The sequence below is a fragment of the Shewanella sp. c952 genome (genome assembly GCF_019654975.1).
In the GTDB taxonomy this organism is placed as follows: Bacteria; Pseudomonadota; Gammaproteobacteria; order Enterobacterales; family Shewanellaceae; genus Shewanella.
Genome location: NZ_BPEW01000023.1, coordinates 23,192 through 47,451 on the forward strand (window position 1 = coordinate 23,192; position 24,260 = coordinate 47,451).

22 protein-coding genes are annotated in these 24,260 nt (G+C 43.7%); 15 read left to right on the top strand and 7 right to left on the bottom strand.

What is annotated here, in order from left to right:
- Positions 1-73: 73 nt before the first annotated feature.
- Positions 74-1,441 carry an L-serine ammonia-lyase gene (locus K5R16_RS15035; RefSeq protein ID WP_220738376.1) on the top strand — a complete coding sequence of 456 codons (1,368 nt, stop codon included), beginning with the start codon at positions 74-76 and terminating at the stop codon, positions 1,439-1,441.
- A 66-nt stretch (positions 1,442-1,507) separates the two neighbouring features.
- Here the strand turns inward: K5R16_RS15035 and K5R16_RS15040 are convergent, their stop codons facing one another.
- Entirely contained in the window at positions 1,508-1,951 is a 444-nt protein-coding gene (locus K5R16_RS15040; RefSeq protein ID WP_220738377.1) for a GNAT family N-acetyltransferase, read from the bottom strand.
- Positions 1,952-2,091: 140 nt separating this feature from the next.
- On the opposite strand from K5R16_RS15040, the gene K5R16_RS15045 reads away from it, so the two are divergent.
- Together K5R16_RS15045 and K5R16_RS15050 are read left to right on the top strand one after the other, a co-directional pair.
- Positions 2,092-2,388, top strand: a complete 297-nt coding sequence (locus K5R16_RS15045; RefSeq protein WP_220738378.1) for a hypothetical protein — start codon at positions 2,092-2,094, stop codon at positions 2,386-2,388.
- Between the two features lie 170 nt (positions 2,389-2,558).
- Complete coding sequence (locus K5R16_RS15050; protein WP_220738379.1) at positions 2,559-3,857, top strand: dicarboxylate/amino acid:cation symporter; 1,299 nt, start codon at positions 2,559-2,561, stop codon at positions 3,855-3,857.
- Between the two features lie 91 nt (positions 3,858-3,948).
- On the opposite strand, the gene K5R16_RS15055 is transcribed toward K5R16_RS15050, so the two are convergent.
- The gene (locus K5R16_RS15055) at positions 3,949-4,362 is read right to left on the bottom strand and encodes an META domain-containing protein (protein WP_220738380.1); all 414 of its coding nucleotides are present in this window, start codon (positions 4,360-4,362) and stop codon (positions 3,949-3,951) included.
- A gap of 78 nt (positions 4,363-4,440) precedes the next feature.
- Here K5R16_RS15055 and K5R16_RS15060 point away from each other — a divergent pair, with 78 nt between their 5' ends.
- Positions 4,441-4,659 (top strand): hypothetical protein, encoded by a 219-nt coding sequence (locus K5R16_RS15060; RefSeq protein WP_220738381.1) that lies wholly within the window; start codon positions 4,441-4,443, stop codon positions 4,657-4,659.
- Here the strand turns inward: K5R16_RS15060 and K5R16_RS15065 are convergent.
- Positions 4,653-5,597: a GGDEF domain-containing protein gene (locus tag K5R16_RS15065; protein ID WP_220738382.1), complete on the bottom strand. Its 945-nt coding sequence runs from the start codon at positions 5,595-5,597 to the stop codon at positions 4,653-4,655. The genes K5R16_RS15060 and K5R16_RS15065 overlap by 7 nt on opposite strands.
- A 263-nt stretch (positions 5,598-5,860) precedes the next feature.
- Here K5R16_RS15065 and K5R16_RS15070 point away from each other — a divergent pair, with 263 nt between their 5' ends.
- The 3 genes from K5R16_RS15070 (at position 5,861) to K5R16_RS15080 (ending at position 8,224) form a co-directional block, all read left to right on the top strand.
- Positions 5,861-6,418 (top strand): GNAT family N-acetyltransferase, encoded by a 558-nt coding sequence (locus tag K5R16_RS15070; protein ID WP_220738416.1) that lies wholly within the window; start codon positions 5,861-5,863, stop codon positions 6,416-6,418.
- Positions 6,419-6,426: 8 nt separating this feature from the next.
- A complete protein-coding gene (locus K5R16_RS15075) occupies positions 6,427-6,777 on the top strand; it encodes a hypothetical protein (protein WP_220738383.1) in 351 nt (116 codons plus the stop codon).
- A gap of 751 nt (positions 6,778-7,528) precedes the next feature.
- Entirely contained in the window at positions 7,529-8,224 is a 696-nt protein-coding gene (locus tag K5R16_RS15080; protein ID WP_220738384.1) for a VC0807 family protein, read from the top strand.
- A 94-nt stretch (positions 8,225-8,318) separates the two neighbouring features.
- Here the strand turns inward: K5R16_RS15080 and K5R16_RS15085 are convergent, their stop codons facing one another.
- The gene (locus tag K5R16_RS15085) at positions 8,319-8,774 is read right to left on the bottom strand and encodes a GNAT family N-acetyltransferase (RefSeq protein WP_259649896.1); all 456 of its coding nucleotides are present in this window, start codon (positions 8,772-8,774) and stop codon (positions 8,319-8,321) included.
- 96 nt (positions 8,775-8,870) lie between these two features.
- A complete protein-coding gene (gene metK / locus K5R16_RS15090; RefSeq protein WP_220738385.1) occupies positions 8,871-10,025 on the bottom strand; it encodes a methionine adenosyltransferase in 1,155 nt (384 codons plus the stop codon).
- A gap of 520 nt (positions 10,026-10,545) precedes the next feature.
- Between metK and tkt the strand changes: the two genes are divergently transcribed.
- The 8 genes from tkt to K5R16_RS15130 all read left to right on the top strand — a co-directional run bounded on the left by tkt (position 10,546) and on the right by K5R16_RS15130 (position 20,926).
- Positions 10,546-12,537 carry a transketolase gene (gene tkt / locus K5R16_RS15095; protein WP_220738386.1) on the top strand — a complete coding sequence of 664 codons (1,992 nt, stop codon included), beginning with the start codon at positions 10,546-10,548 and terminating at the stop codon, positions 12,535-12,537.
- Positions 12,538-12,685: 148 nt separating this feature from the next.
- A complete protein-coding gene (gene epd / locus K5R16_RS15100; protein WP_220738387.1) occupies positions 12,686-13,702 on the top strand; it encodes an erythrose-4-phosphate dehydrogenase in 1,017 nt (338 codons plus the stop codon).
- 264 nt (positions 13,703-13,966) lie between these two features.
- Positions 13,967-15,142 carry a phosphoglycerate kinase gene (locus tag K5R16_RS15105; protein ID WP_220738388.1) on the top strand — a complete coding sequence of 392 codons (1,176 nt, stop codon included), beginning with the start codon at positions 13,967-13,969 and terminating at the stop codon, positions 15,140-15,142.
- A gap of 260 nt (positions 15,143-15,402) precedes the next feature.
- Positions 15,403-16,467 (top strand): class II fructose-bisphosphate aldolase, encoded by a 1,065-nt coding sequence (fba, locus tag K5R16_RS15110; protein ID WP_220738389.1) that lies wholly within the window; start codon positions 15,403-15,405, stop codon positions 16,465-16,467.
- A 194-nt stretch (positions 16,468-16,661) separates the two neighbouring features.
- Positions 16,662-17,402, top strand: coding sequence for a YdiY family protein (locus K5R16_RS15115; RefSeq protein WP_220738390.1), 741 nt, complete (start codon positions 16,662-16,664; stop codon positions 17,400-17,402).
- 301 nt (positions 17,403-17,703) lie between these two features.
- A complete protein-coding gene (locus K5R16_RS15120) occupies positions 17,704-18,435 on the top strand; it encodes a helix-turn-helix domain-containing protein (RefSeq protein ID WP_220738391.1) in 732 nt (243 codons plus the stop codon).
- Positions 18,428-18,970 (top strand): hypothetical protein, encoded by a 543-nt coding sequence (locus tag K5R16_RS15125; RefSeq protein ID WP_220738392.1) that lies wholly within the window; start codon positions 18,428-18,430, stop codon positions 18,968-18,970. The genes K5R16_RS15120 and K5R16_RS15125 overlap by 8 nt, the downstream gene beginning before the upstream one ends.
- 504 nt (positions 18,971-19,474) lie before the next feature.
- On the top strand, positions 19,475-20,926 hold the full coding sequence (locus tag K5R16_RS15130) for a hypothetical protein (protein ID WP_220738393.1): 1,452 nt from the start codon (positions 19,475-19,477) through the stop codon (positions 20,924-20,926).
- Between the two features lie 16 nt (positions 20,927-20,942).
- Here K5R16_RS15130 and K5R16_RS15135 read toward each other — a convergent pair whose 3' ends face one another.
- A complete protein-coding gene (locus K5R16_RS15135) occupies positions 20,943-23,162 on the bottom strand; it encodes a PAS domain-containing protein (RefSeq protein WP_220738394.1) in 2,220 nt (739 codons plus the stop codon).
- Positions 23,163-23,305: 143 nt separating this feature from the next.
- Positions 23,306-23,914, bottom strand: coding sequence for a TatD family nuclease-associated radical SAM protein (locus K5R16_RS15140; protein WP_220738395.1), 609 nt, complete (start codon positions 23,912-23,914; stop codon positions 23,306-23,308).
- Between the last annotated feature and the right edge of the window lie 346 nt (positions 23,915-24,260).

Consider the following 24,260-nt stretch of genomic DNA (forward strand, 5'->3'; position numbering starts at 1 on the left):
GATGATTAAAATAAAATGTTTGACCCAGGGCTGAAAAATCTTTTAGCCCTTCCTCTGTTTTCGAGGTAATTCTATGTTTAGCGCATTTGATATTTTTAAGATAGGAGTGGGCCCGTCGAGCTCTCACACTGTCGGGCCGATGAAGGCCGCCAAAGAGTTTATCGACGACCTACATGAAGCAAACCAGTTTGAAAAAGTCACTCGCTTAAGCGTTGAGATTTTTGGCTCTCTGTCACTCACTGGCAAAGGGCACCATACTGATATCGCCATTATTATGGGCTTAGGTGGCAACACACCTGAAAGCGTCGATATCGAAGCTATTCCGCATTTTATTAGCGAGGTAGAGCAAACTGAAAAGTTAGCGATGGGCAAAGAGCTGCGACTGGTCGACTTTGGACGTGATGCGGTTATTTTCCATAATTACGCATTACCTATGCATGAAAACGGCATGATGTTACACGCTTACGCAGGTGACGAGAAAATCATGAGCAACACCTACTACTCGATAGGTGGTGGCTTTATTGTCGAAGAAGCGCAGTTTGGTAAAGCGGTCGAAAATCCAGTTACCGTGCCTTACCCGTTTAATTATGCTGACGAATTGCTGGCAACGAGTAATGAAACCGGGATGAGCATCAGCACCATCATGTTCAAAAACGAGTTGGCATTTAATAGTGAAGCCGATATCTACCAAGGTTTTGCGGATGTATGGCGCACCATGCATGCAGCTATTGAAAAAGGATGTCAGACCGAAGGCGTATTGTCTGGACCGTTGCGGGTTCCGCGTCGAGCGCCTGCGCTGCACCGCCAGCTATTAACAGGCGAACGCTTATCACAAGATCCAATGGAAATTGTTGATTGGATTAATGTGTTTGCCATGGCTGTTAGTGAAGAAAATGCTGCCGGTGGCCGAGTGGTGACTTCGCCAACGAATGGCGCAGCAGGCATTATTCCTGCTGTGTTGGCATACTACGACAAGTTTATTAAACCTGTTGGACCACAAGAATATACCCGCTTCTTCTTAGCCGCTGCTGCGATTGGCTCCCTCTATAAGCGTAACGCTTCTATATCTGGTGCTGAAGTGGGTTGCCAGGGCGAGGTTGGTGTGGCGTGTTCTATGGCTGCTGCAGGTCTTGCTGAGATTATGGGCGGCAATGCTGCACAAGTTTGTATGGCAGCAGAGATTGGAATGGAGCATAACTTGGGCCTGACGTGCGATCCCGTTGCTGGTCAAGTGCAAGTACCTTGTATTGAACGTAATGCGATAGCAGCCGTTAAAGCGATTAACTCGTCGCGTATGGCGATGCGTCGTAATTGCCAACCTAAAGTGAGCTTAGATAAAGTGATCGCGACCATGTATGAAACAGGCAAAGATATGCATGTTAAGTACCGCGAGACGAGCCAAGGTGGTTTAGCTATTAAGGTGACCAGTATTTGCGGCTAAAGCTGTATTTATTGCTAAAAGGCCATCAGTTGATGGCCTTTTTTATGGATGTCGATCCTGAATTAGCTACTTCTCTTCGTACATTAGATAGTAACTTTGATCCATACCTAGTGCGCTGTATGTTTGCTGCGCTTTGGTATTTTCCTGCTCAACATAGAGCCTGAAGCTGGCTGCACCGCCATGTTGCGCAGCGATATCTTTAACCTCTTGATAGAGTTTTTTGTAGATCCCTTGGCGACGATTTTCAGGACGAATATAAACGCTCTGGATCCAATAATAATCTTTGGCACGCCAGTCACTCCACTCAAAAGTCACCATTAACGAACCCGCGATCTCACCATTCACTTCAGCAACTAAGTAAAAACCTTTCTCTGGCGAGTTAAGTAGCGTGTTTACGCCTTGGTGCAGCACATCGCTATCGAGTGAAAGCCCCTCGGTTTCTAGTGCCATTGCTTGGTTGAAATCTATTAGTGCCTGAAGATCAGTTAACTGGGCTTTGCGAATGAGCATGTTTATTCCTCTTTTTGGCTAACTCTAACATGCGTGTTCGTTAAAGCGCCGAATTTTTTTAACCAATTTTGGCTATTTGCATTCGACTAAAGTCTAACTCTGCTACACTTTTTCTATAGCTTACGAACGGTAAGAACATCATGAAAAACCCTCCTAAACCTGATGAATGCAAAGATAATAGCGAATATAAACATAGAGTTGATGCTAGATGTTCTATCAATCATCGCCGCCATTTCGTCGTTACAATTCTCACCTTTGGTCTTTGGGGGCTAGTTTGGTGGTGGCTTATTTTGCGTTCTGAAGGTAAGCAAAAACAGATCTTTAGTGGTTTTGATGATGCTTATTGGAGCTACTTAATTGAACGAGATCAACCGCCAGCTGCACTTCATAAGATGAGCTTTGCTAAAAATGAAGAAACCTCAAAATTCGAGGCCTAATATTGCGAATTATTCATTGTAGTGGCTATTTTTGTAGTGAGTAGTTGGCTGACGGGATCTGCGTGATACAGATCATCTCTCCTGTTTAGTGCCTATGCTAAACTGCCGCGTTATTTTTTAAGCAAGTATCTGCTTGTGTCCTCTTTCTCCAACAGTAGCAAGGTTTAAATATGTCAAAACAACAAACTTCACTTTTTAAAAAAGTGTGGTCAAGCTGGATGTCTGTGCCACTGTGGCTACAGATCATGATTGGTATGCTACTAGGGATCTTAACCGGTATCGGTTTTGGGGAACAAGCAACGGTACTAAAACCGATCGGCACCTTGTTTGTAAATACCATTAAGATGTTGATTGTGCCTTTGGTATTTTGCTCGCTGATAGTGGGCGTTACCTCGATGCAAGATACTGCCAAGATGGGGCGTATCGGCTTTAAATCTTTTGCCTTCTATTTGGGCACTACCTCAATTGCCATTACTGTCGGCCTAGCCGTTGGACATTTTCTACAGCCTGGTAAAGGGTTGGATATGGTAGCAGAACCCGCTGAGCAAGTGGTTAAAGCAGCACCGTCAGTGATGGAAACCTTAATTAATATTGTGCCAACAAACCCTATCGCAGCATTGGCCAGTGGCCAAATTTTGCAAGTGATTGTGTTTGCAGTGGCGCTAGGTGTTGCTCTGGTACTGATTGGTGACCATGGTAAGCCCGCAATCAAAGTCTTTGAAAGCCTTGCTGAAGCTATGTATAAGCTGACTGACATGGTGATGAAATTGGCACCGTACGGTGTATTTGGTCTAATGGCATGGGTAGCTGGTGAGTACGGTATTGGTATGCTGATGCCCCTCATTAAAGTGATTGTGGCAGTATATATTGGTTGCTTCCTGCATATTGTAGGCTTCTATAGCATAGTGTTGACAGTATTTGCCAAACTTAACCCAATACAATTCTTTAAAGGGATCAGCAACGCTATTGCTGTGGCTTTTACTACCTCAAGCTCGGCGGGTACGTTACCTGCGAGTATGAAGTGCGCTAATGAGTATTTAGGGGTCAATAAGAAGATCTCTAGTTTTGTATTACCGCTTGGTACGACCATCAATATGGACGGTACTGCGTTATACCAAGGTGTGACGGCACTGTTTGTAGCACAAGCTTTTGGTATCGATTTAAGCTGGGTTGATTACATCACTATTATCTTAACTGCCACGCTTGCCTCAATTGGCACTGCGGGTGTACCTGGGGCTGGTCTGGTGATGCTCACCTTAGTGTTGACTACCGTTGGTTTACCGCTAGAGGGTGTAGCACTGATTGCTGGTATCGACCGAGTGCTGGATATGGCACGAACCGTAGTTAATGTTTCTGGCGATTTGGTGGCGACAACAGTGATAGCCAAATCTGAAGGCGAGCTTAATGTTGAGCATTATAATGCTGGTACGGAAGAGAGCGCTGAAATAGCTGAAAAGTTAAAATCATAACGGCAGCCGTTTGATAGTAAAAAAACCGCCAAGTTTGGCGGTTTTTTTTATGTGTCATCTGTTACTGCTTATACCCAGTTTGCAGTATTGGTTACTGCTTGCTGAGCACCATCAAGGTGTTATTATCAGCATCTTGTAGTAACAATTTTCCTTTACTCATTTTAGCTTGGCTAACTTCAGGCATAGCCTTCATTACGCGTTGCTCTTGCGCCATCAATGCATCTACACAGGCTTTCATGGTGTTACCAGCAGGCTGTAACTGAATAGATTGACCGGATAAAACGTAACTGCCAAAGAAGTTATTGCAACTATTATTACCGGTTAACTTACCTTCTGCTTCGAAAGTGAGCTGTGCTGGGCTATAGTCGATAACAGGTTGACCGTTTGCGGCCTCAATATGCCAAGTACCTTCAATGGCTAAATCCTCGATTTGGGCTTGCGGAGATGATTGGCATGCGGATAAACCCAATAGCAAACTTGCTACGAAAAAGGATTGTTTTATCATGTTACGGATCCAAAGTGATTAATATCGTTATATTGTGAGTATTTTAGCTCAAAATCAACCTAAAGAAGGCGTTTGTTAGTGCAAAAAAATGTAATTAATTACCTAAAAATGTTGCATTGGGTAGGCTTAAGCATGTTGTTGTGCGCTGTTGGCTTATATTTCTTTACCGAGTTAACACAACAGGTCACAGGAATGATGATTGTCGCCAGTTTGGCAGGATTAGGCATGGTAATGATGTCGCCATTTCCCATTGCACTATTTCTGCAATGGGCTCAGGCTCAAAATCAGGGTCAATAGGCTTTAGCCATCAAAGATTGACGACATCGTTCGAGGTCATCCTCTGCAGCTTGCTGCATCGGTATCAGTGACTGTTGTGCATCGGGAGTAAAAAAGCTCATGCCGACAACAATGCTTAATTTACCTGCTTCTTTGGCTATTTGCTTACGCAGGCGTGTCACTAAAGTCTCTAAATTTGATTCACTGTCTACAAACGCTAAGATCATAAATCTATTTTCATCAACACGCGCAGACATATCTGCTTCACGTAAACTCTCGGCAATAATCCGCGCAAGCAGTCGAGCCTTTTGTGATGTGGATAGTGGAACTGTGCGCATGAGTGGATTATCGACCATTTCGATGAGCACTATGCCAGCGTGAGAACCAAAACGCCTGCTTAGGCTTAACTGTCTTGGTGCCATAAGGCCAAACCCATAGGGATTGAGCATTTGAGTTGTTTCATCTTGAAATGATAGCCTTTGCACTTGTTGCATTAAGTAAACTTGCTTTAGCTCACCTTGCAATAATGAGCGTACAGACTCAATTACAGTCAGTGATGCTGATGTTGCTTGAGTTGTGTTTGGATCGCAAATGAGGATACAGCCGAAGACTCGACCATCTGGCCAAGTTAACTGTATGCTCAGTACTTGCTCAAAGCTAGCAAAGACTTCCCCCAGTTCATTGGGATTCAGTTCGCTTGAGCCAAAGCTACTGCTTGAATTTACCGCGTTCAAAAGTGGAGAATTACTCAACACCGTGCCAGCTTTTAGAGCCGTATCGTGATACTTCTTACTGCAAACTATTTGAGCATCTTGTGCCGAAAACTGCATAACAAGACAAGTTTTAGCACGATAAAGGTCGTTGAGTAGATCGACCTGTTGTTGCCATCTTGGCAAGCTAACTGCAGATTGTTCCTGATCTCGCAGCCAAACATTATGATCGATATTTTGAGCTAACATGGGTAAAACTCACTTGTGATTAATTATGCTGATAAATCAGCATATAAAATATTTTTAATAGGACGACTATACTGTTTTTTTTAGGTTGTTGAAATGTAAACAACTAAAGATTTGATGTTAATCATGCTTAAATGGTGCTCATCGGATCACTCTAAATGTTCTTTGTATATTTGCTGCGATTTATAGCCATATTTTCGTCGGTGAAGTTGTTATAATAGCGCTATTGATTAGGGCTTTTACTCCAGAAAATAATGATGAATAGCATTAAAATCCGTTTAGCCACTGTGCAAGACGTTGCCACTTTAGCAAGGCTTGAGTCAACACAATTGCAAGATGAATTAGTCGTTGAACAACGCAATAACAGCTTGTCGGGTCAATCATTCAGCAAAGTAGATTTGACGTGTTTAGTCACTCAGCATTGGGTCGTCGTCGCTGAACTTGATGGTGATATTATTGGTTACGTTATCGCGGGGCGTTGGAGCTTCTTCAAACAGTGGCCAATATACCGAAACTTGCTTAATCGTTTGCCAAGAATTGACTACGAAAAAGCCAAGCTTACTGAAAAAAACTGCTGTCAATACGGACCTATTTGGATTGCTAGCGAACATCGCGGCCAAGGTATATTTGAAGCATTAGTGCTGTTTGTCAGAAAAGCGGTCGCCAAGGAATTACCCTACATGCTGACTTTTATTGCTGAAGAAAATGCAGGCTCTTTTGCCGCACATACTCGTAAGGGCGGCATGCAAGTGGTCGATTTTATTAGCTTTGATGAGCGTGATTATTACTTACTAGTATTAGCCACTAGTGACTCTTTTTTCTAAGGACTGTTATGTTGTCTGAATCTGTAGCATCAATTTTCTCCCCCTATCTGCAATTGAATTTGTCGGCCTTTGATAACCTTAAGCTAGTCGTGGCGGTTTTAACGGATAAAGCTGAAGAGTGCCATGCCTTAGAAGCTGAGGTGACCGTTGAGGGTAAGACTCAAACGGCATTCTTGGTGCGCTGGCATAAACATTTTATCTATTGTGGCCGTACGAACTCTTATGGCAATAAGATTGACGAAGTGGCTGACTTGGACTCGATTAACCCTGAGTCGATAGCTGTGCTGCAACCACCGATATTGTCGATGCAACAAGTTGAGTTTATGTGCATGGAGAATGCACATTTTGACCATTGTTAGGCATGCTTGCTGCTGCAAACGTTTTAGCTTTTTAAGGTACCAAACTGGGCTTGGGCTTTAAGTTAGGCTGGGTCTAACAATTAACGTCGTGGAATTCCATCTCACAGCTCGCCAAAAGGGAAACAGCAGCAATCCCCTCTTGGCTAATTTCTTACAAAAGAAGTCCCGTGCTGCCCCGATGAAGTTACATATAAGTACAGGCCTCATGCTGAAGGATAAATAGCTAACGCTTCCGATGGGGCATCTGATGTGAATGGATTCACGAATGCCGTGATGGCATGGTCAATGATTGTCGACATCATATAGACATTTTCGATATCCATATGAGGTAGATGCCAAATAACGGCCAGCACCGCGAAAGCTATGCCGACATCTGATAGGCAGGATGCCTGAATGTCTTGAAGTGCATGGGTGCACGAGAAAGACCATGTCTGGACTTACGCGATTTATTCCAACGCATTTCGCCAATTTCGATGGGGAATTGGTGTTTTCTGTTAGTTCTGAAGATTAAAGTTTACTCTGACCCACTTGGTTCCTAGAGCGTTTAAGCTGACCTTCATTTATGTACGTTACAGTTACCAGTTAGCTCTGTCTCAACAATGTTTGATGAAGAGTGACACTTGATGTAGAACAGAGTATTTTTACGCCGCTATACCTTAGTGAGTATCGATACTGGCATCATGAAAGTTGCTGTAATGGTTTTTATCTTTAAATTTTTCGAAGCTTGCATACTTCGCCTGGAAAACAACATATGAGTAGTACATCGACACATAAACCTCGGCCATTGGTTGACCTGTTAGTGAGCATAGCGATACCCGCTTTTATTCTTATGAAGCTAAGTGGTGAAGAACAGCTAGGGGCCAGTGGTGGATTAATATTGGCGTTAAGCTTTCCACTGGGGTGGGGCATATTTGAGCTGATAAAATATAAGAAGTTTAATTTTATTGCTTTGCTTGGGTTAGCTAATGTGCTGTTGACCGGTGGTATTGGTTTACTGGAGCTTGACCTTAAGTGGTTGGCAATCAAAGAAGCGGCCATTCCAGCCGCTATCGGTATTGCGGTACTTATTTCGACCTTTACCTCTAAGCCATTAATTAAAGCCATCATATTTAACCCTGCAGTGATGGATGTTGACAAGATCATCAAGCGACTGCAGCAGAATAATTGCGTGGCCGCATTTGAGCAGCGACTCATGAAGGCCACGTACTTGGTTGCGGGCTCGTTCGCCTTCTCCGCCGTTATGAATTATGTACTGGCTAAATGGATCGTCACTAGCCCAACAGGTACCTCAGAGTTTAATGAACAGTTGGGACAATTGACCTTATACAGTTACCCGATGATAGCCTTGCCGTCTATGTTGATGATGATGGGGATATTTTATTATTTATGGCGAACTATCCATGATTTAACCGGGCTTAAGTTGGAAGAAGTTTTGGCCAACCAGTAATGGTTGTTGTGGGATTGGTTCCCACACCCTAGGTTCAATCAAGCGGAGCTTGATTGAGTCCTTCTAGGCCGTAAGGCCTCAAATAAAACGAAAGCTATCGTCCAGTAGCACCAGTTAACCCCATTAAAACAAGTTCCCTCTCAGAACCCTGATACTTCAAAAACAACTGCGCAATATCATTGGGCGCTGATGATACGGCGCTAAACCCATGTTGCGCATAAAACCCTTCTAAATGCGCCAAGGCAAAAATGTAAGTTTTGCCATCACAGAGAACGGGTGACAGTTCGCGCATCAACTGATGTCCTACACCTTGGCCGCGAAAATCAGGATGTACCAACATACCTGTAAGAATCGATAATTGGCCGATTGGCCGGATGCGAACACAGGCAGCTATCTCACCTAAGTTGTCAGCATTAGTGTCAGTTTGGGTTAGCACACAGACTGACTCTTTCTGTAACACCCGAGCATAGGGCATATGTTGGCGATAGAACTTCTTCACCTCGCTGCGATCATCAGGCGCTAACCAAGTTAATTGCACTTTAATACTCATTGTTGTTGCTGGAAGCTGAAATTATGGCATTAAAAAACCGCCCTTAGGCGGTTTTTATTAGCGTTGGACAAACAACACTGAATTAATCGGTAAAGCTTAAAGACCTGCGTCAGCGCGTAGGGCTTCTGCTTTGTCTGTTGCTTCCCATGGGAACTCGTTACGACCAAAGTGACCATATGCAGCAGTCGATTGGTAGATTGGGCGAGCTAGGTTTAACATCTCTGTTAGACCGTATGGGCGTAGGTCGAAGTGACGACGTACTAGATCAATCAGTAACTCTTCAGCCACTTTAGCTGTGCCGAATGTTTCGATACTGATAGATGTTGGCTCTGCAACACCAATAGCGTAAGACACTTGTAGCTCACAACGATCAGCAAGACCTGCAGCAACAATGTTCTTAGCCACGTAACGTGCAGCGTATGCCGCACTACGGTCAACTTTCGATGGATCTTTACCAGAGAAAGCACCGCCACCGTGACGAGCCATGCCGCCGTAAGTATCAACGATGATCTTACGACCAGTTAGACCACAATCGCCTACAGGGCCACCGATAACAAAACGGCCTGTTGGGTTGATGAAGTATTTAGTGTCTTTAGATAACCACTTAGCCGGCAATACAGGCTTAATGATGGTTTCCATAACACCTTCAATCAGATCCGCTTGACTAACGTCTTCACGATGCTGAGTTGAAAGGACTACTGCGTCGATACCAGCAATGCTGCCATCGTTGTTGTAAGCAAAAGTCACCTGACTTTTCGCATCTGGACGCAACCACGGAAGGGTCTTGTCTTTACGAACTTCAGATTGACGCTTAACCAGCTTGTGCGAGTAGGTGATAGGTGCAGGCATCAATACGTCAGTTTCGTTATTTGCATAACCAAACATTAGGCCTTGGTCGCCAGCACCCTGTTCTTTAGGGTCTGCACGGTCAACACCTTGGTTGATATCTGGAGACTGTTTACCAATGGCATTAAGTACTGCACAAGAGTCAGCATCAAAACCCATATCTGAATGGGTGTAACCGATTTCACGTACGGTCTTACGGGTGATCTCTTCGATATCAACCCAAGCTGAGGTGGTGACTTCGCCGCCAACCATAACCATGCCAGTTTTGACATAAGTTTCGCATGCTACGCGTGCTTTTGGATCTTGCTCCAAAATTGCGTCTAGTACCGCATCAGAAATCTGATCGGCGATTTTATCTGGGTGACCTTCTGAGACCGACTCAGAGGTGAACAAGTGCTTTGCCATGATGGAAAATCTCGTCTTTAAACAATTTGAATGTGTAGAAGTATCTACATCTAGACGGCTATCTTAGTGGAAAACAGCTTGGATGACACCCTTTTCACTTAATTTTGTGCAGTAATCCACGCTATTAAATCCTTAATATATGCAAGGATAATGACTGTGGTTTTCACTAAGTTGCTGATAAGGATATTTTTAACTGCTTTGGTACACTCACTTGTTCTGATAAAAAAATGATCAAGCAATTGCCATTATTGCCGAGTTAGCAGACGAATATTTTATTTTGGCTTAGCTAAATTGGTCCGCAAGTAAGTTAAGGTGTTGTTAAATATGGTTAGAGTGTCATAGCTAATGAATAATATGTTTCGATAATTTTTCATATCAGGCGAATTAAATTTGCGTCCTACTGCCTAGTAGGCGAAAATATGGCTCCAAAATTTGCTGTAGAGAAGGGATAAGCAGATTTAAAGCTGCAGCCCTTCACTAGATCTAAGCCTCAATACCTCAACACGACGCAGGAGAGAGCATGTCATCTCGTAAAGAACTCGCTAACGCAATCCGTGCATTAACCATGGATGCCGTTCAAAAAGCCAATTCTGGTCACCCAGGTGCACCAATGGGGATGGCTGACATCGCTGAAGTGCTATGGAATGATTTCCTAAAGCACAACCCAAACAACCCTGAGTGGGTTGATCGTGACCGTTTTATCTTGTCAAACGGCCATGGTTCTATGCTTATATACTCTCTGCTTCACCTTACGGGTTATGCATTGCCAATCGAGGAGTTGAAAAACTTCCGCCAGCTTCACTCTAAAACGCCTGGTCACCCAGAATATGGTTACACACCAGGTGTTGAAACTACCACAGGACCTTTAGGTGCTGGTATCAGTAACGCTGTCGGTATGGCGATTGCTGAAAAGACATTGGCTGCACAGTTCAACCAACCTGGCCATGACATTGTTGATCACTTCACATACTGCTTCCTAGGCGATGGCTGTTTGATGGAAGGTATCTCTCATGAAGCTTGTTCATTAGCGGGTACGCTGGGTCTTGGTAAGCTAGTGGCTTTCTGGGATGACAACGGTATCTCTATCGATGGTCACGTTGAAGGCTGGTTTACTGATGATACGCCTAAGCGTTTCGAATCTTACGGCTGGCACGTAATTGCTAACGTAGATGGTCACGACAGCGACGCTATCCGCGCTGCTATCGAAGAAGCGAAGTCAGTGACTGACAAGCCAACAATGATCTGTTGTAAAACGACCATTGGTTTTGGTTCACCAAACAAGTCTGGCAGCCATGATTGTCACGGCGCGCCACTGGGTGATGCTGAAATTGCAGCTGCACGTGAATTCCTAGGTTGGGAACACGGTGCATTTGAAATTCCTGAAACCGTTTATAAAGGTTGGGATGCTAAAGATTCTGGCGCTTCAAATGAAGCTAGCTGGAACGAAAAGTTTGCTGCATACACTGCTGCTTTCCCTGAACTTGCTGCTGAATATAAGCGTCGTGTTATCACTGGCGAACTGCCTGCAGAATTTGAAGAAAAGGCTCAAGCCTTTATTCAAGAGTGCCAAGATAAAGCTGAAGGCATTGCTAGCCGTAAAGCATCACAAAATGCTATCGGTGCATTCGGTGCCATCTTACCTGAAATGCTAGGTGGCTCTGCTGACCTTGCGGGTTCTAACTTAACATTGTGGTCAGGTTCTAAGGGTATTCAAGAAGACCCAGCGGGTAACTACATCTACTACGGTGTACGTGAATTCGGCATGAGCGGTATCATGAACGGTGCATCACTGCATGGTGGTTTCATCAACTACGGCGCAACTTTCATGATGTTCATGGAATACGCACGTAACGCAGTCCGTATGTCAGCATTGATGGGCATTCAAAACATCTTCGTTTACACCCATGATTCAATTGGCCAAGGTGAAGATGGTCCAACTCACCAGCCTGTTGAGCAACTTGCTAACTTGCGTATGACACCAAACATGAACGTATGGCGTCCATGTGATGCAGCTGAAACAGCGGTATCTTGGAAGAACGCGATTGAACGTCGTGACGCACCAACATCACTTATCTTTAGCCGCCAAGGTCTAAAAGCTCAAGCGCGCACCGCTGAGCAGTTAGCGAATGTTGCTAAAGGTGGTTATGTACTGAGTGATTGCGCTGGCACACCTGAGCTAATTCTTATTGCTACGGGCAGTGAAGTTCAACTGGCCATGGATTCTGCTGCTGCACTAACAGAGCAAGGTCAGAAAGTACGTGTTGTTTCTATGCCGTCAACTAACGAGTTCGACAAGCAAGATGCAGCCTACAAAGAATCTGTATTGCCAAGCAGTGTGATTAAGCGTGTTGCTATTGAAGCAGCTCACGTTGATTTCTGGCATAAGTATGTTGGTTTCGGCGGCGCTGTTGTTGGTATGACTACCTTTGGTGAGTCAGCACCTGGCGGCGACTTGATGAAGCACTTCGGCTTTACTGTTGAAAATGTTGTAGCAACCGCTAACGGTCTATAATCAGTTTTAGCATTTAAAGCAGTAGATGCAATGGCTCACTTGTCTGTCGACCAGTGCGTTCATTGCATCTAATGATTGCGCTATGATCTAACGGCTTACCAATCGAGGTAGGCCGTTGTTGTATCAAAGTAATAAGGTAAATGAGTTAATGATAAGAGTCGCTATTAACGGTTACGGCCGTATTGGTCGTTCAATTCTTCGTGCAGTTTATGAGTCTGCAAAACGCGATCGAATTCAAATCGTGGCGATTAATGAGTTGGCAAAGCCTGAAGCGATGCTACATTTAACCCAGTACGATACCACCCATGGCCGTTTTCATACTCAAGTTAAGCTTGATGAACAGCATATGATCATCGGTGATGACGCAATTAAGCTGTTGCATGAATCCAATCCTGCTAACTTGCCCTGGCAAGAGATGGATATTGATATTGTGTTTGAAGCGACAGGTGTGATTAACGACAGACAAGCGTGTGAAGCACATATTAGAGCGGGGGCGAAACAAGTCCTTATTAGTAACCCATCATCACATGATGTGGATGCGACGATTGTTTACGGCGTTAACCAAGACCTGCTTAAGGCTGAACATACTATTGTTTCAAATGCCTCCTGTACCACCAACTGCATCGTGCCAGTGATTGACGTATTAGATAAACATTTTCAAGTTAAGAGTGGCGCCATTACTACGATTCACTCGGCGATGAATGATCAACAAGTGATTGATGCTTACCATGATGATTTACGCCGTACCCGCGCTGCTGGGCAGTCAATTATTCCGGTTGATACTAAGCTTGCCCGTGGTATTGAGCGTATATTGCCGCACATGAAAGATAAGTTTGAAGCTATTTCGGTGCGTGTGCCGACGATTAACGTTACTGCTATCGACCTCTCCGTTACGCTAGATAAGCGCGTCGATATCGAACAAGTTAATAAGGTGCTTAAACAGGCAACCGAAGGCTCATTTTCCGGTGTCGTTGGCTATACTAATGAGCCATTAGTATCGTGTGATTTTAACCACGATCCGCGTTCAAGCATTGTCGATGGTACTCAAACTCGAGTCAGTGATGGTCATTTAGTTAAGCTATTACTCTGGTGTGATAATGAGTGGGGGTTCGCTAACCGTATGCTCGATACCAGCTTAGAGATGATAAAGGCTAGAAGGGCTTAGAAACGGGCTCTTTTGTCGGTCGGCATTTAAGGTGCCAAAGGTTTATAGCAAGACCAAAAAGTCAGCAAAACGGTTTGTGCTAAGAATAAGTGTACAAGCTTGAAACATACAAGATGACTAGCTTCAAGTTCAGCTCGATTGATTGAATTGAACCAACAAAGAATAAACCTGATGGCTTGGTGAATTGTCCCAGCGGTCAGGTAACACAGTTTCGTTTTAACTTTTAACTTTTAACTTTAACTTAAATCGTAAGGAAGCATGAAAATGTCGATTCTTAATATGCAAGACCTAGAGCTTCAAGGTAAGCGTGTGCTTATTCGTGAAGATCTAAACGTACCTGTTAGCGACGGCGTTGTAACAAGTGACGCACGTCTACGCGCATCACTGCCAACGATTAAACTGGCACTTGAAAAAGGCGCAGCGGTTATGGTGATGTCTCACCTAGGCCGTCCTACAGAAGGTGAGTTTAACGCTGAGTTCTCAATGCAGCCAGTGGTTAACTATCTTGCTAAAGCACTTGATTGCCCAGTGCGTCTAGCGGGTGAATACCTTGATGGTGTTGAAGTCGCTGTTGGTGAAGTGGTTGTTTTTGAAAACGTCCGTTTCAATGTCGGCGAGAAGAAAAACGATGAAGCGCTAGCGAAGAAAATGGCTGCACTTTGTGATGTATACGTGATGGATGCATTTGGTACGGCTCACCGTGCTCAAGCGTCAACTCATGGTGTTGGTCTACACGCACCAATCGCTTGTGCGGGTCCTTTACTTGCTGGTGAACTTGCAGCACTGGGTAAAGCGCTTGATAACCCAGCCCGTCCAATGGTGGCGATTGTTGGCGGCTCTAAAGTATCAACTAAGCTGACTGTTCTAGAAAGCCTATCAACCAAAGTTGATCAACTGGTTGTTGGTGGCGGTATTGCCAATACATTCGTGGCAGCAGCTGGACACAACGTCGGTAAGTCGCTATATGAAGCTGACTTGATTGATGAAGCTAAGCGCCTTGTTGCGGCAGCGCAAAGCGGTGGCGGCGATATTCCGGTACCAACTGATGTCGTTGTTGCTAGCGAGTTTAGCCCAACAGCTACTGCAACCTTGAAGGACGTTAGTGCTGTTTCAGATACCGATATGATTTTTGATATTGGCCCAGATAGTGCTGAAGCATTAGCTGAAATCATCAAAAATGCTGGCACTGTTGTTTGGAATGGACCAGTAGGCGTATTTGAGTTTGATCAGTTTGGTGAAGGCACTAAGCGTATCGCGCAAGCTATCGCTGAATCAAATGCCTTCTCTATTGCTGGCGGCGGTGACACGTTGGCAGCGGTTGATAAGTACGATATCGCTGATAAGGTGTCATACATCTCAACGGGTGGTGGGGCTTTCCTTGAGTTTTTGGAAGGCAAAGAGCTTCCTGCTGTGGCAATGCTTGAGAGTCGCGGTCAGTAATTGCCCCTGATTTCGCTATAGCATACAAAAAAATTACCAAACTGTATGTTGGCGGGCTTTAAATCGACATTTGTCGGGGTTACACTAGCCGCCAACAATACAGTGCTTAGCGCTGTAGCTTAAAAGTATAACAATTATAAAAAATAACCAGTAACCGTTATTGAGTTTAAAGCAAGAATGCTGATGACTTGATGACATAAAAATCAATCCAAACGATAGCGACCTCGGTGAGTCAAATCACCCTATTATTGGAGTAAAAAATGGCCTTAATTTCCCTACGTCAAATGTTAGATCACGCAGCAGAGCATGGATATGGCGTACCTGCGTTTAACGTAAACAACCTTGAGCAGATGCGTGCAATTATGCAAGCTGCTGAAGCAACTGACAGCCCTGTGATCGTACAAGCATCAGCTGGTGCGCGTAAGTATGCTCGTCCACAGTTTCTTAAGTATCTAATGGCTGCTGCTCTAGAGCAGTATCCTGATATTCCGGTTTGTATTCACCAAGACCACGGTACCGATCCTGATATTTGTCAGCGCTCTATTCAATTAGGCATGTCATCAGTAATGATGGATGGCTCTTTGATGGCGGATGGCAAAACACCTGCATCTTATGACTACAACGTCGATGTAACTCGTCGTACAGTGGCATTTGCTCACGCATGTGGCGTATCTGTTGAAGGTGAAATTGGTTGTCTAGGTAGCCTAGAAACCGGTGAAGCTGGCGAAGAAGATGGTATTGGCGCTGCTGGTATCCTAAGCATGGATCAAATGCTAACCACACCTGAAGAAGCGGCTCGTTTTGTTGCTGACACTCATGTAGATGCTCTAGCGATTGCAATTGGTACTAGCCATGGTGCGTACAAGTTTAGCCGTAAACCTACCGGTGATGTGTTGCGTATTGACCGTATTAAAGAGATCCACGCCCGTATTCCTAACACCCACTTAGTGATGCACGGTTCATCTTCTGTGCCACAAGAGTGGTTAGAGATCATCAATCAATACGGTGGTGCTATCCCTGAGACTTATGGCGTACCGCTAGAAGAGATCGTTGAAGGTATTAAGCACGGCGTACGTAAAGTAAACATCGATACTGACTTACGTTTAGCGTCAACAGGTGCGGTACGTAAATTCCTTGCTGAAAACCCAACAGAATTTGACCCACGTAAATTCTTGAAGGCGTCAATGGAAGCAATGGCAGATATCTGTACTACTCGTTACGAAGCATTTGGTTGTGCGGGTATGGGCTCGAAAATTAAGCCTAAGTCACTACAAGCTATGTACAAGGCATACCAGTCAGGCGAACTTGATCCGCAAATCAAGTAAATTTCACTGAGCAGTTAAGCTGCTATGTATAAAAATACCTGCCGAGAGCAGGTATTTTTTTGTCTATTGCCGATGGGTTTTAGCTTGGGTTATAAAATAAGGCAGATTGTTATAAGTCAGGTTTTCATTTGCGAGTACTAAATGTTAAGATCGCGCCGATTTTTAGGGATTTAAGTAAACGGAGTAATACAAAAATGAAAACAATGTTGACTGCTATTGCAGTTCTATTGGCGGCTCCTTTTGCTGCCCACGCGGGTGCTGACTTTGTCGAGGGTGATAAGACTTTCGCTGGTGAAGCTGAACTAGGTGCTACTTTAACGACGGGTAATACAGATACATCGTCTATCAAAGGGCGTTTAAACCTAATGCAAGAACTGGGTAATTGGGAAAACCAATACCTATTTGAAGGACTTTATAAAGAAGATACTGGCGACGTAACTGCTAAGCGTTACTATGCGGGTATCCAAGGTGATTATAAGTTCGATGAAAAGAGCTATATGTATATCACTGCGAACTATGAAGCAGACCCATTTACTGGTTTTGACTTCAAGTCTGTAGTCTCTGCCGGTTATGGTTATAAATTTATCGACAGTAATGATATGTACTTAAGTGCTGAAGTCGGTCCTGGTTACATTTATAAGAAACTTGATGACGAGCAGTCGGCGTTATTGGGCTATGATAACGAAGACAGCGTTGTTGCTCACGGTGCGATGAATTTTAGCTACGATATCAGCGAATCATCTAAGTTTACCCAGCTGTTTATCGCTGACTATGGCGATAGCTTAGAAGGGCGCTCTGAAACGGCTATCACCGCGAATATTGTTGGTGCCTTAGCAATGAAATTTGCGGTTATTGTGCGTTATAACAGCGAACCGTTAGATGACAAGAAGAGCACTGATACAGAAACTAATATGACTTTGTTGTACGCGTTCTAGTTTTTGAACCGCCAGTAACATTTGATATTTTTCAATAAAGGCACCTTTTAAAGGTGCCTTTATGTTAATAGTTGTTTGGTGCGGTAGCATGTGTGTTTCATCTTTTAGTGATTGCACTGGTTAGGCAATCTCAGTGCTACATGTATTTCATTTTGTATCTCCCCTACAATTTTTTATCATTCCATTAATGTGCTAAGGCTCACGAAAGTGCGATAGAGTCGAGGATTGCATGTTTTTATCACGGACTCGACTAGCGATAATCAGTACACTGGCAAGCCATAAAATAGTATGAGTTGTAAATGTGTTTATAGGTCCAGTCCGGTTTGATGTTGAGCTTAGGCAGTTGGTGAATACCGAATCTGCACAAGCACTCAAATTGTCCAATATTGAGTTTCTAGTGATCAATGAACTGATCTCATTTAGAGGCCAGGTGGTATCGACTGAATCAATGTGCACCTTACTATTGCCTAAAGTTGTTACTGCTCAAGACATCACCATAGCAATTACTAATATCAAAGCATTTTTAGGCGCCAATACCGCCTCTATGATTGAAGTCGTGACTAATCAAGGCTATTTGCTGCACGTTAAATCCAGAAGACTGCAGATGCACAGTAGCCCCTATGCAGCGTTTTCAATTAAACAGTTTTCATTGTTGCTGTTACTTGGAGTGATGCTGGTTATTTTTTTGGCGACTCATTTTAAAACCACTGAGAATATTCGTTTTTCACTTCCGGAGCAGATCTTACTTGATGGTAAGTCTTCGGTGTTAGTGCCTATCTATAACTCTGATGCAGAGCTTGATAGCTATCAAAGTAAGTTTAGAGAAGTCGCAATTAAGCTCGAGCAGTGTGAAGCACAAATGTGGGACAAGATCTACACCTCAGCCTCTCCTTCAGGGGATATGCTACATTTTGTGATGCAAGCTGAAAACGATAAAGTTATGAATTTTGAAAACCTAAAAGTACTCAATGTTGGTGATAGTTGGAATTTCATCAACGACTCGTGGTTGCAGGAGTACGGTCTCTGTGAATAATCCATTGCAGCGAGAGCTTTTTATTGGTTTCCGTTCAACGCCAATTCTTATCACACTGATTTTTATACTCGGTTTGTGTATGGCATTAGACTACTTTGTAGAACCAAATGAAGATGTAAAACTGGTCTGTTCTTCCAACAGTTATGATCATGATCATACTGGCTCACAGCATGCAGGTTTAAGGTTTGAGATAGAAAGGATCGGTAGCGCTGTGGAACTGAAGATGACCTACCTTAATCAGCAGAAAGATATAGTGGCGGTATCGGGTGTTGGTACGTTAGTCGAGGTTTCGGCGCCTGTACTGACCTACGAAGTTCAGCTAGATTCTGCCGCGTTAAAAAGTGATTTACTGCAAGAGGTGGATGAGCCACATATGCAGGAAACGGTACGATTAGTGAAAAAGTCTATTACTAGTGGCGCTGCAGGTCAGGGGGAAGCTTTTTACATTAAAGTGCTAGAAATGGACAAGACTACAGGCTTTGTTACCATCCAGTTGAACGAACGCAACGCGTTATGGGCGTGTAAGATCCAGTAGTCGACCGAAGCACTGCTAGCACTGCCGCTGATGGGGTTAGCTTTTTAGGGTAAAGATTGCGGCTATACTTTAACTCTTAAGCTCCAGCTGCCTTCCCTTGGATATAAATACTTACTCATATCACAACGATTTCAGTAGCAAACCACTAGCAAACAGGCTCCCAGCAGATATTAAACTCGTTCATGGTTAGGGGCTGTTGATCTTTCACGGTTGTTTTTGTTGGGTTCGTTTCAATTCTTTTATTCTTTTATGACTAGAGTGCGTTACGAGCTTTTCGCTTAGCCAGCTAAGCATCATCGCTCAAGCCTTGTACTAAAATAATTGAATTCGAACAAAAACTAAGCTCGAAAGATCAACAGCCCCTAGCGATTCCTGTTTTATGTTAGTTTAAATAAGTAGTATGCAAGCTGTCTGTGATCAGGGTTAAAGCTAATTTTCCTCGTTAAGTTAGACTATAATGATTAGGTCGATGTGTTTGTTTTGAAATGCATTTAAAGGATATATGTGGCTAAAATTAGAGTTAAGCAAGAAGAATCACTATCAATCAAATTTCTACACCAGATGGAAGTGGGTGATAACCGTCGATTAGATCTGTATTTTTTCTTGCCGAAAGAGATGGGGATCAATCCACAAAGTTTAAATGAGGAGGAGTATTACCACTCCTCAATCACTGGGCGTCGTTCTTATTACTCCTCTGGGTTGCATTTGCCATTAGTGCAAAGCCGTTTTGTTAGCCAAAAGAAACGCACAGTTGAAGAGTTTCGACTTTATTTAAATCTATTTGCTTATCAATTCTCTGTTGCAATAGAAACTGACAGTAAAGAACTAGCTCAGGTCGAAGATCTCGTTCAATTTTATACCTCACTTGAAGAGTTAGCTGCGCAGGTTATTCACCTGCTCAAGCGTTTTAGACGTAATGAACCCAGCGATGAGAAATGGAAATCTTATTTCGAAAATGCGGATAATTACCTCTCTTGGTTGTGCGAGCAGCGATTACTCAAGCTTTTGGCCCATGCACCTCGAAGTAGTGATTATACCGAGGTTACAGAGAGTGTAGTTGCACTGTGTCGTGCAGAGGCGGATTATCGTAAAGAACACAAGTATAACTCTTCCAAGACGTTAGAAGATGCCAATCGCATCGCCAACAAGATGCACTTGTTAAGACGATTGATCCAGCAAGGGGTGGTACTTAAAGAGGAGCTTAAGCCATTAGGTATAGGGCTTAAGAAGATGACCACAGGCATTGCAACAGCGATGGTCATGCTGGTGGTGTCTACTTTAATTATTAAAGCACAAGGTGTGTTTAGTGGCTTAACCATTGCGTTAGTACTAACCCTGGCGGTTATCTATGGTTTTCGAGAGATCTTTAAAGATGATATCCGTAATGCACTATGGCGGCTTATTCAACGTGGACGGCCTCGTTGGAGTCGATTATTAACAGATACAACCAGTAAACTATCAATAGGTAAGCAGCTTGTATGGCTCGACTTTATGAAGAAAAAGGAGTTGCCGCCTCAGGTTAATCAGATCTTAAAGAAACGCCATAGCCAGAATAAAGTGGACGCTGAGATTTTGCATTATGGGATCCACTCTCGGGTTTCGGCCAAGGGTTTTTTAGCCGGCTATTCACAAATTCAAGAACAGGTTAACTTTAGCTTTGTCCCTTTTGCCAGAAACTTAGAGCGTGGTAAGGCCAAAATTTATAAAGAGAATGAAGGTAAGATTAGCAATGAGTCTGTAGAGCGACGTTATCAAGTTAATCTTATTTTGGTACTCAAAGAGGGCAAGGACGAGCCCCAGTACGCCCGTTATAAGATAACCATGAATCGCTCAACCATTATTGAGATCACTGAAAGTGACCTGCCATCAGGCATGAGAAATATGGATGAAACGCCTTTTGAAGATGAGTTATTAACCCCTAGCGCCACAGAAAGCGTAGAGGTCAAAACTAATTAACTAAGGCTCTTGATAGTTAGAAAATCTGCCTGGTAAAAGCTTGGCAGATATTTTGCTCATCAGTTTGCTTCGCTCGCTTTAAAGCAACCTCTGCATTACTCAGGAACTGCTCTAGTATTTGACCGCCTTGATAAGCTGCGATTCCTATACAGATCCCGTCACCTAAGCCATTACTCTTGAGTTTAGACAAAGTATCGATAGCAAAATAGTGCGCTTGGTCTGAGTCTGTATCGGGTAACATGATGATCAGTTTACCTAGTTGCCAACGTGACATTTGATATCGGTTGGGTAACTCACGCAATAGCTGACTTTCAACCTCTTTTTGACGGCTCTCTAACTGACCTATATCACTCATGTGACTTAGCATACCTTCGGCTGCAATATCGAGTAGCATCAGGCTTGAGAAATCTTTTTTCTCTTGGCTCATATTATTAAAGTACCGCTCAAGATCGCGACGATCGTTAAAGATAGTGCTGCGATGTGGTACTGAGCTACCAGGCTCTGTGCCATGGGCTTTTAACTTGGCGTGCTCAAAAGTGCAGACAATGTATTCTATATCGTCTGAGGCATCCAAATGTCCCTTTAAGGTGGCAAGCATACAGTCATCACTGGCACGGTTATTGGCAGATAATATTTGTCCCTGCCAAGTCCTTTTGAGGATAAGTTGCTGTGAGATCTGTGGCCATTGGTTTTTGAAGTCTTTGGTCAATAAGTCGGTAATCTGTAAGCTACGGCTGTCCTTTACTTGCATTAAAGAATTGAATGCAGCGTTAGATTTGATGATGACCCCTTTGGCGTCAGACAGTACCGTTGCCATCGGATTATCATTAAGCAGTTGATTTAATCTTGCTTCTTCCTGACTATGTTTTAGCTCGCCAATATCTTCAAACGTCACCAAGGTATAGTTCTGCTTATTATCTATATCGTACTCAAGGCGCAGGCTAACAGACAGTTGTGTATATTCAGAAGCCTCTGTATCAAGCTCTCCACGCCACTCTTTATCTACAGCAAGTAGATTCTCAAGTTCTTGATACTGCTCGTCATCCATATGCAGGATACGTTGCAAGCTACGGTCGGACAGTTCATCTATTTCGAGTGATAACAGTTTTGCAGCCATGGTGTTGGCGCTGAGTACTCGGCCGAGTTCATTGGCAATAATGTAGCCAGAATCGGTATTAAATAGGCGATTGGCGAGATCAATACTAAAGTCTCGAGAACGGTGTACGAGACGGTATGCATGGGTCAAATAGATAACAACGCAGGCGAGAAGAGTCAGAAATATCGCGCCGCCCATCAAAATATTACGCCACTGTTCAAACTTGGCGGCAATATCATCGTTCTTTACATAAGAGAGTAAGAAGTACTCCCTGCGGGTTTCATACTGAGTCGTTAGCTCGACTTTAAGATACACAAAGGTGGCATCGTCACCGTGGAACTGGCCAAAATTACTAGTGGCCATTTTGCGCCAAAGGGCTGGATATGATTGCTTGAGGCTGCCGCCCATGGTTTCTGGTAATCGACCGGTAGTCGGGGATTCAAGTGCGCCAGAGTAAAGCAGCCCTTGGGTATCAAGCATCATTAGCGGTGCTTGTTTGCTTGAGTAAGCGGGCTTGATGTTTTTTAACATACGCGACATTGAGTTATAGGCGACCAAATAACCTCTTACTGTTTGATCTGGGTTTTCAAGCCATGCAAGCTGATAGAGATAGGGCTCTAACTTGCCATTGATCGGGCTAAACTCAAGCGGAGAGGTATAGATTTCATGGCCCCCCATATTGCGTGAACTGCCTAACAGCGACGGCGGTAGAGCGTTGTGACCAAACTCTTCGTCTGTGGCAAATTTTAGCTGACCTTGGGGGTCATAAAGTGCAATCCCTAATAGCTCTGGAATATTATCAACGACAATATCCCAGTTGTTTTGCAGTTTTACTTGATTAGCCTCAGTCGGTAAATCCAGATAACTGCTAAGTAACTCAGAGGTGGCAAACATTTGTGTTCTAAATTGTTGAAACGAGACTTTATCCGCAATCAGTGTACCAACCGCTTGTAGCTCACTGTAGCGCTGGGTGGCCCAGTCTTCTTGCAGGCGTCTTTCGCCAAGAGTAATGACAATATTGGTAAGAACAACAACCGAAATCAATAGAATGCAGATCTGACTAGCAGCAGCAAAAATTCGTTGTTGGGACCATTGGATCCCTTGTGCATTGATAAGTAGCGGTAATTTTCGCGTCAACATGAATAGCTATTTCGATGGTTGTTATAGCCGCTATATTATACCAATTTGGCTATATATGTAATCAATTCAGTGTTGTTACATCATTAGCATTTGTAGCGGCTAAGCGTTGTTTACAACAAGGCTATAGGTTGCTTTGAGGCAAGTTAGCCGACAATCCCTAGCTCTCTTTGTTTGAACTTAGCACCTGCTACTTCAACTATTTTGCGGCAAGCTTCAATATCAACCTCAGCAAGCCCATTTATCGCCGATACCTGAACATCTGCAATGTAGTGTGGCGCCAACTTAATAAACTCAAGTAGGGCAGCATAAGCACCTTTTAGTTTGGGTTGGCAATGTACTTGATAAGCGGCATCAGTATCAGCATTGAGTGAAATAGACAGGCTGTCTACGCACTTTGCTAGTTCAGGTAAAATATTGCGGCGGTGAAATAGATTACCGAGCCCATCAGTATTGACTCTCACTTTGCCACCACGGGCTTTAATTTCGCTAGCAACACTTAAAAGCGTGGCTAAGTTGAGGGTTGGTTCACCATAGCCGCAAAATACATATTCATCGAAAGTTGACGTGTCTCCCAGCAGTGCGATCACCTCCTCAGCGCTTGGTTGATTTTCAAGAGCAAGTTGATATTGGTGAACTTGTTTACTGCCGTTGTGCTTAGGGCAAAACTGACATCGCAGAGTGCATCTACCGGTGATATTTAAGTAGCGACTATTGCGAATATCGTAAACAAGTGTGGCAGCTGATTGGGTCATATTGATGGTCACTAGCAAGAGAGGTGTTTAGCATAGCGAATGGCGCGTACTAATTCTGTTCGCCAGATCGAGTATTATACCAATTCCATTAAAGATGTGATCAATTCAGAGCTTTCTCAGGACTTTCAATTCAAGGCGCATTGTGGAAGAAATGGTTATTCCCTTTTAAGATAATGCAACGCAGCAGTGAATGTCCTGAAAAGCTCACTGTGTGCGGGTTTTAAATCCCTTAATACGGCGCATGTGGCTTTCGATATAGAATAACTATTAACTAAAACCCACTTGCTTGTCTAAAGTGATTTAAATTCCCGCTGAATGACCAACTCTTTAATGGAATTGGTATTAG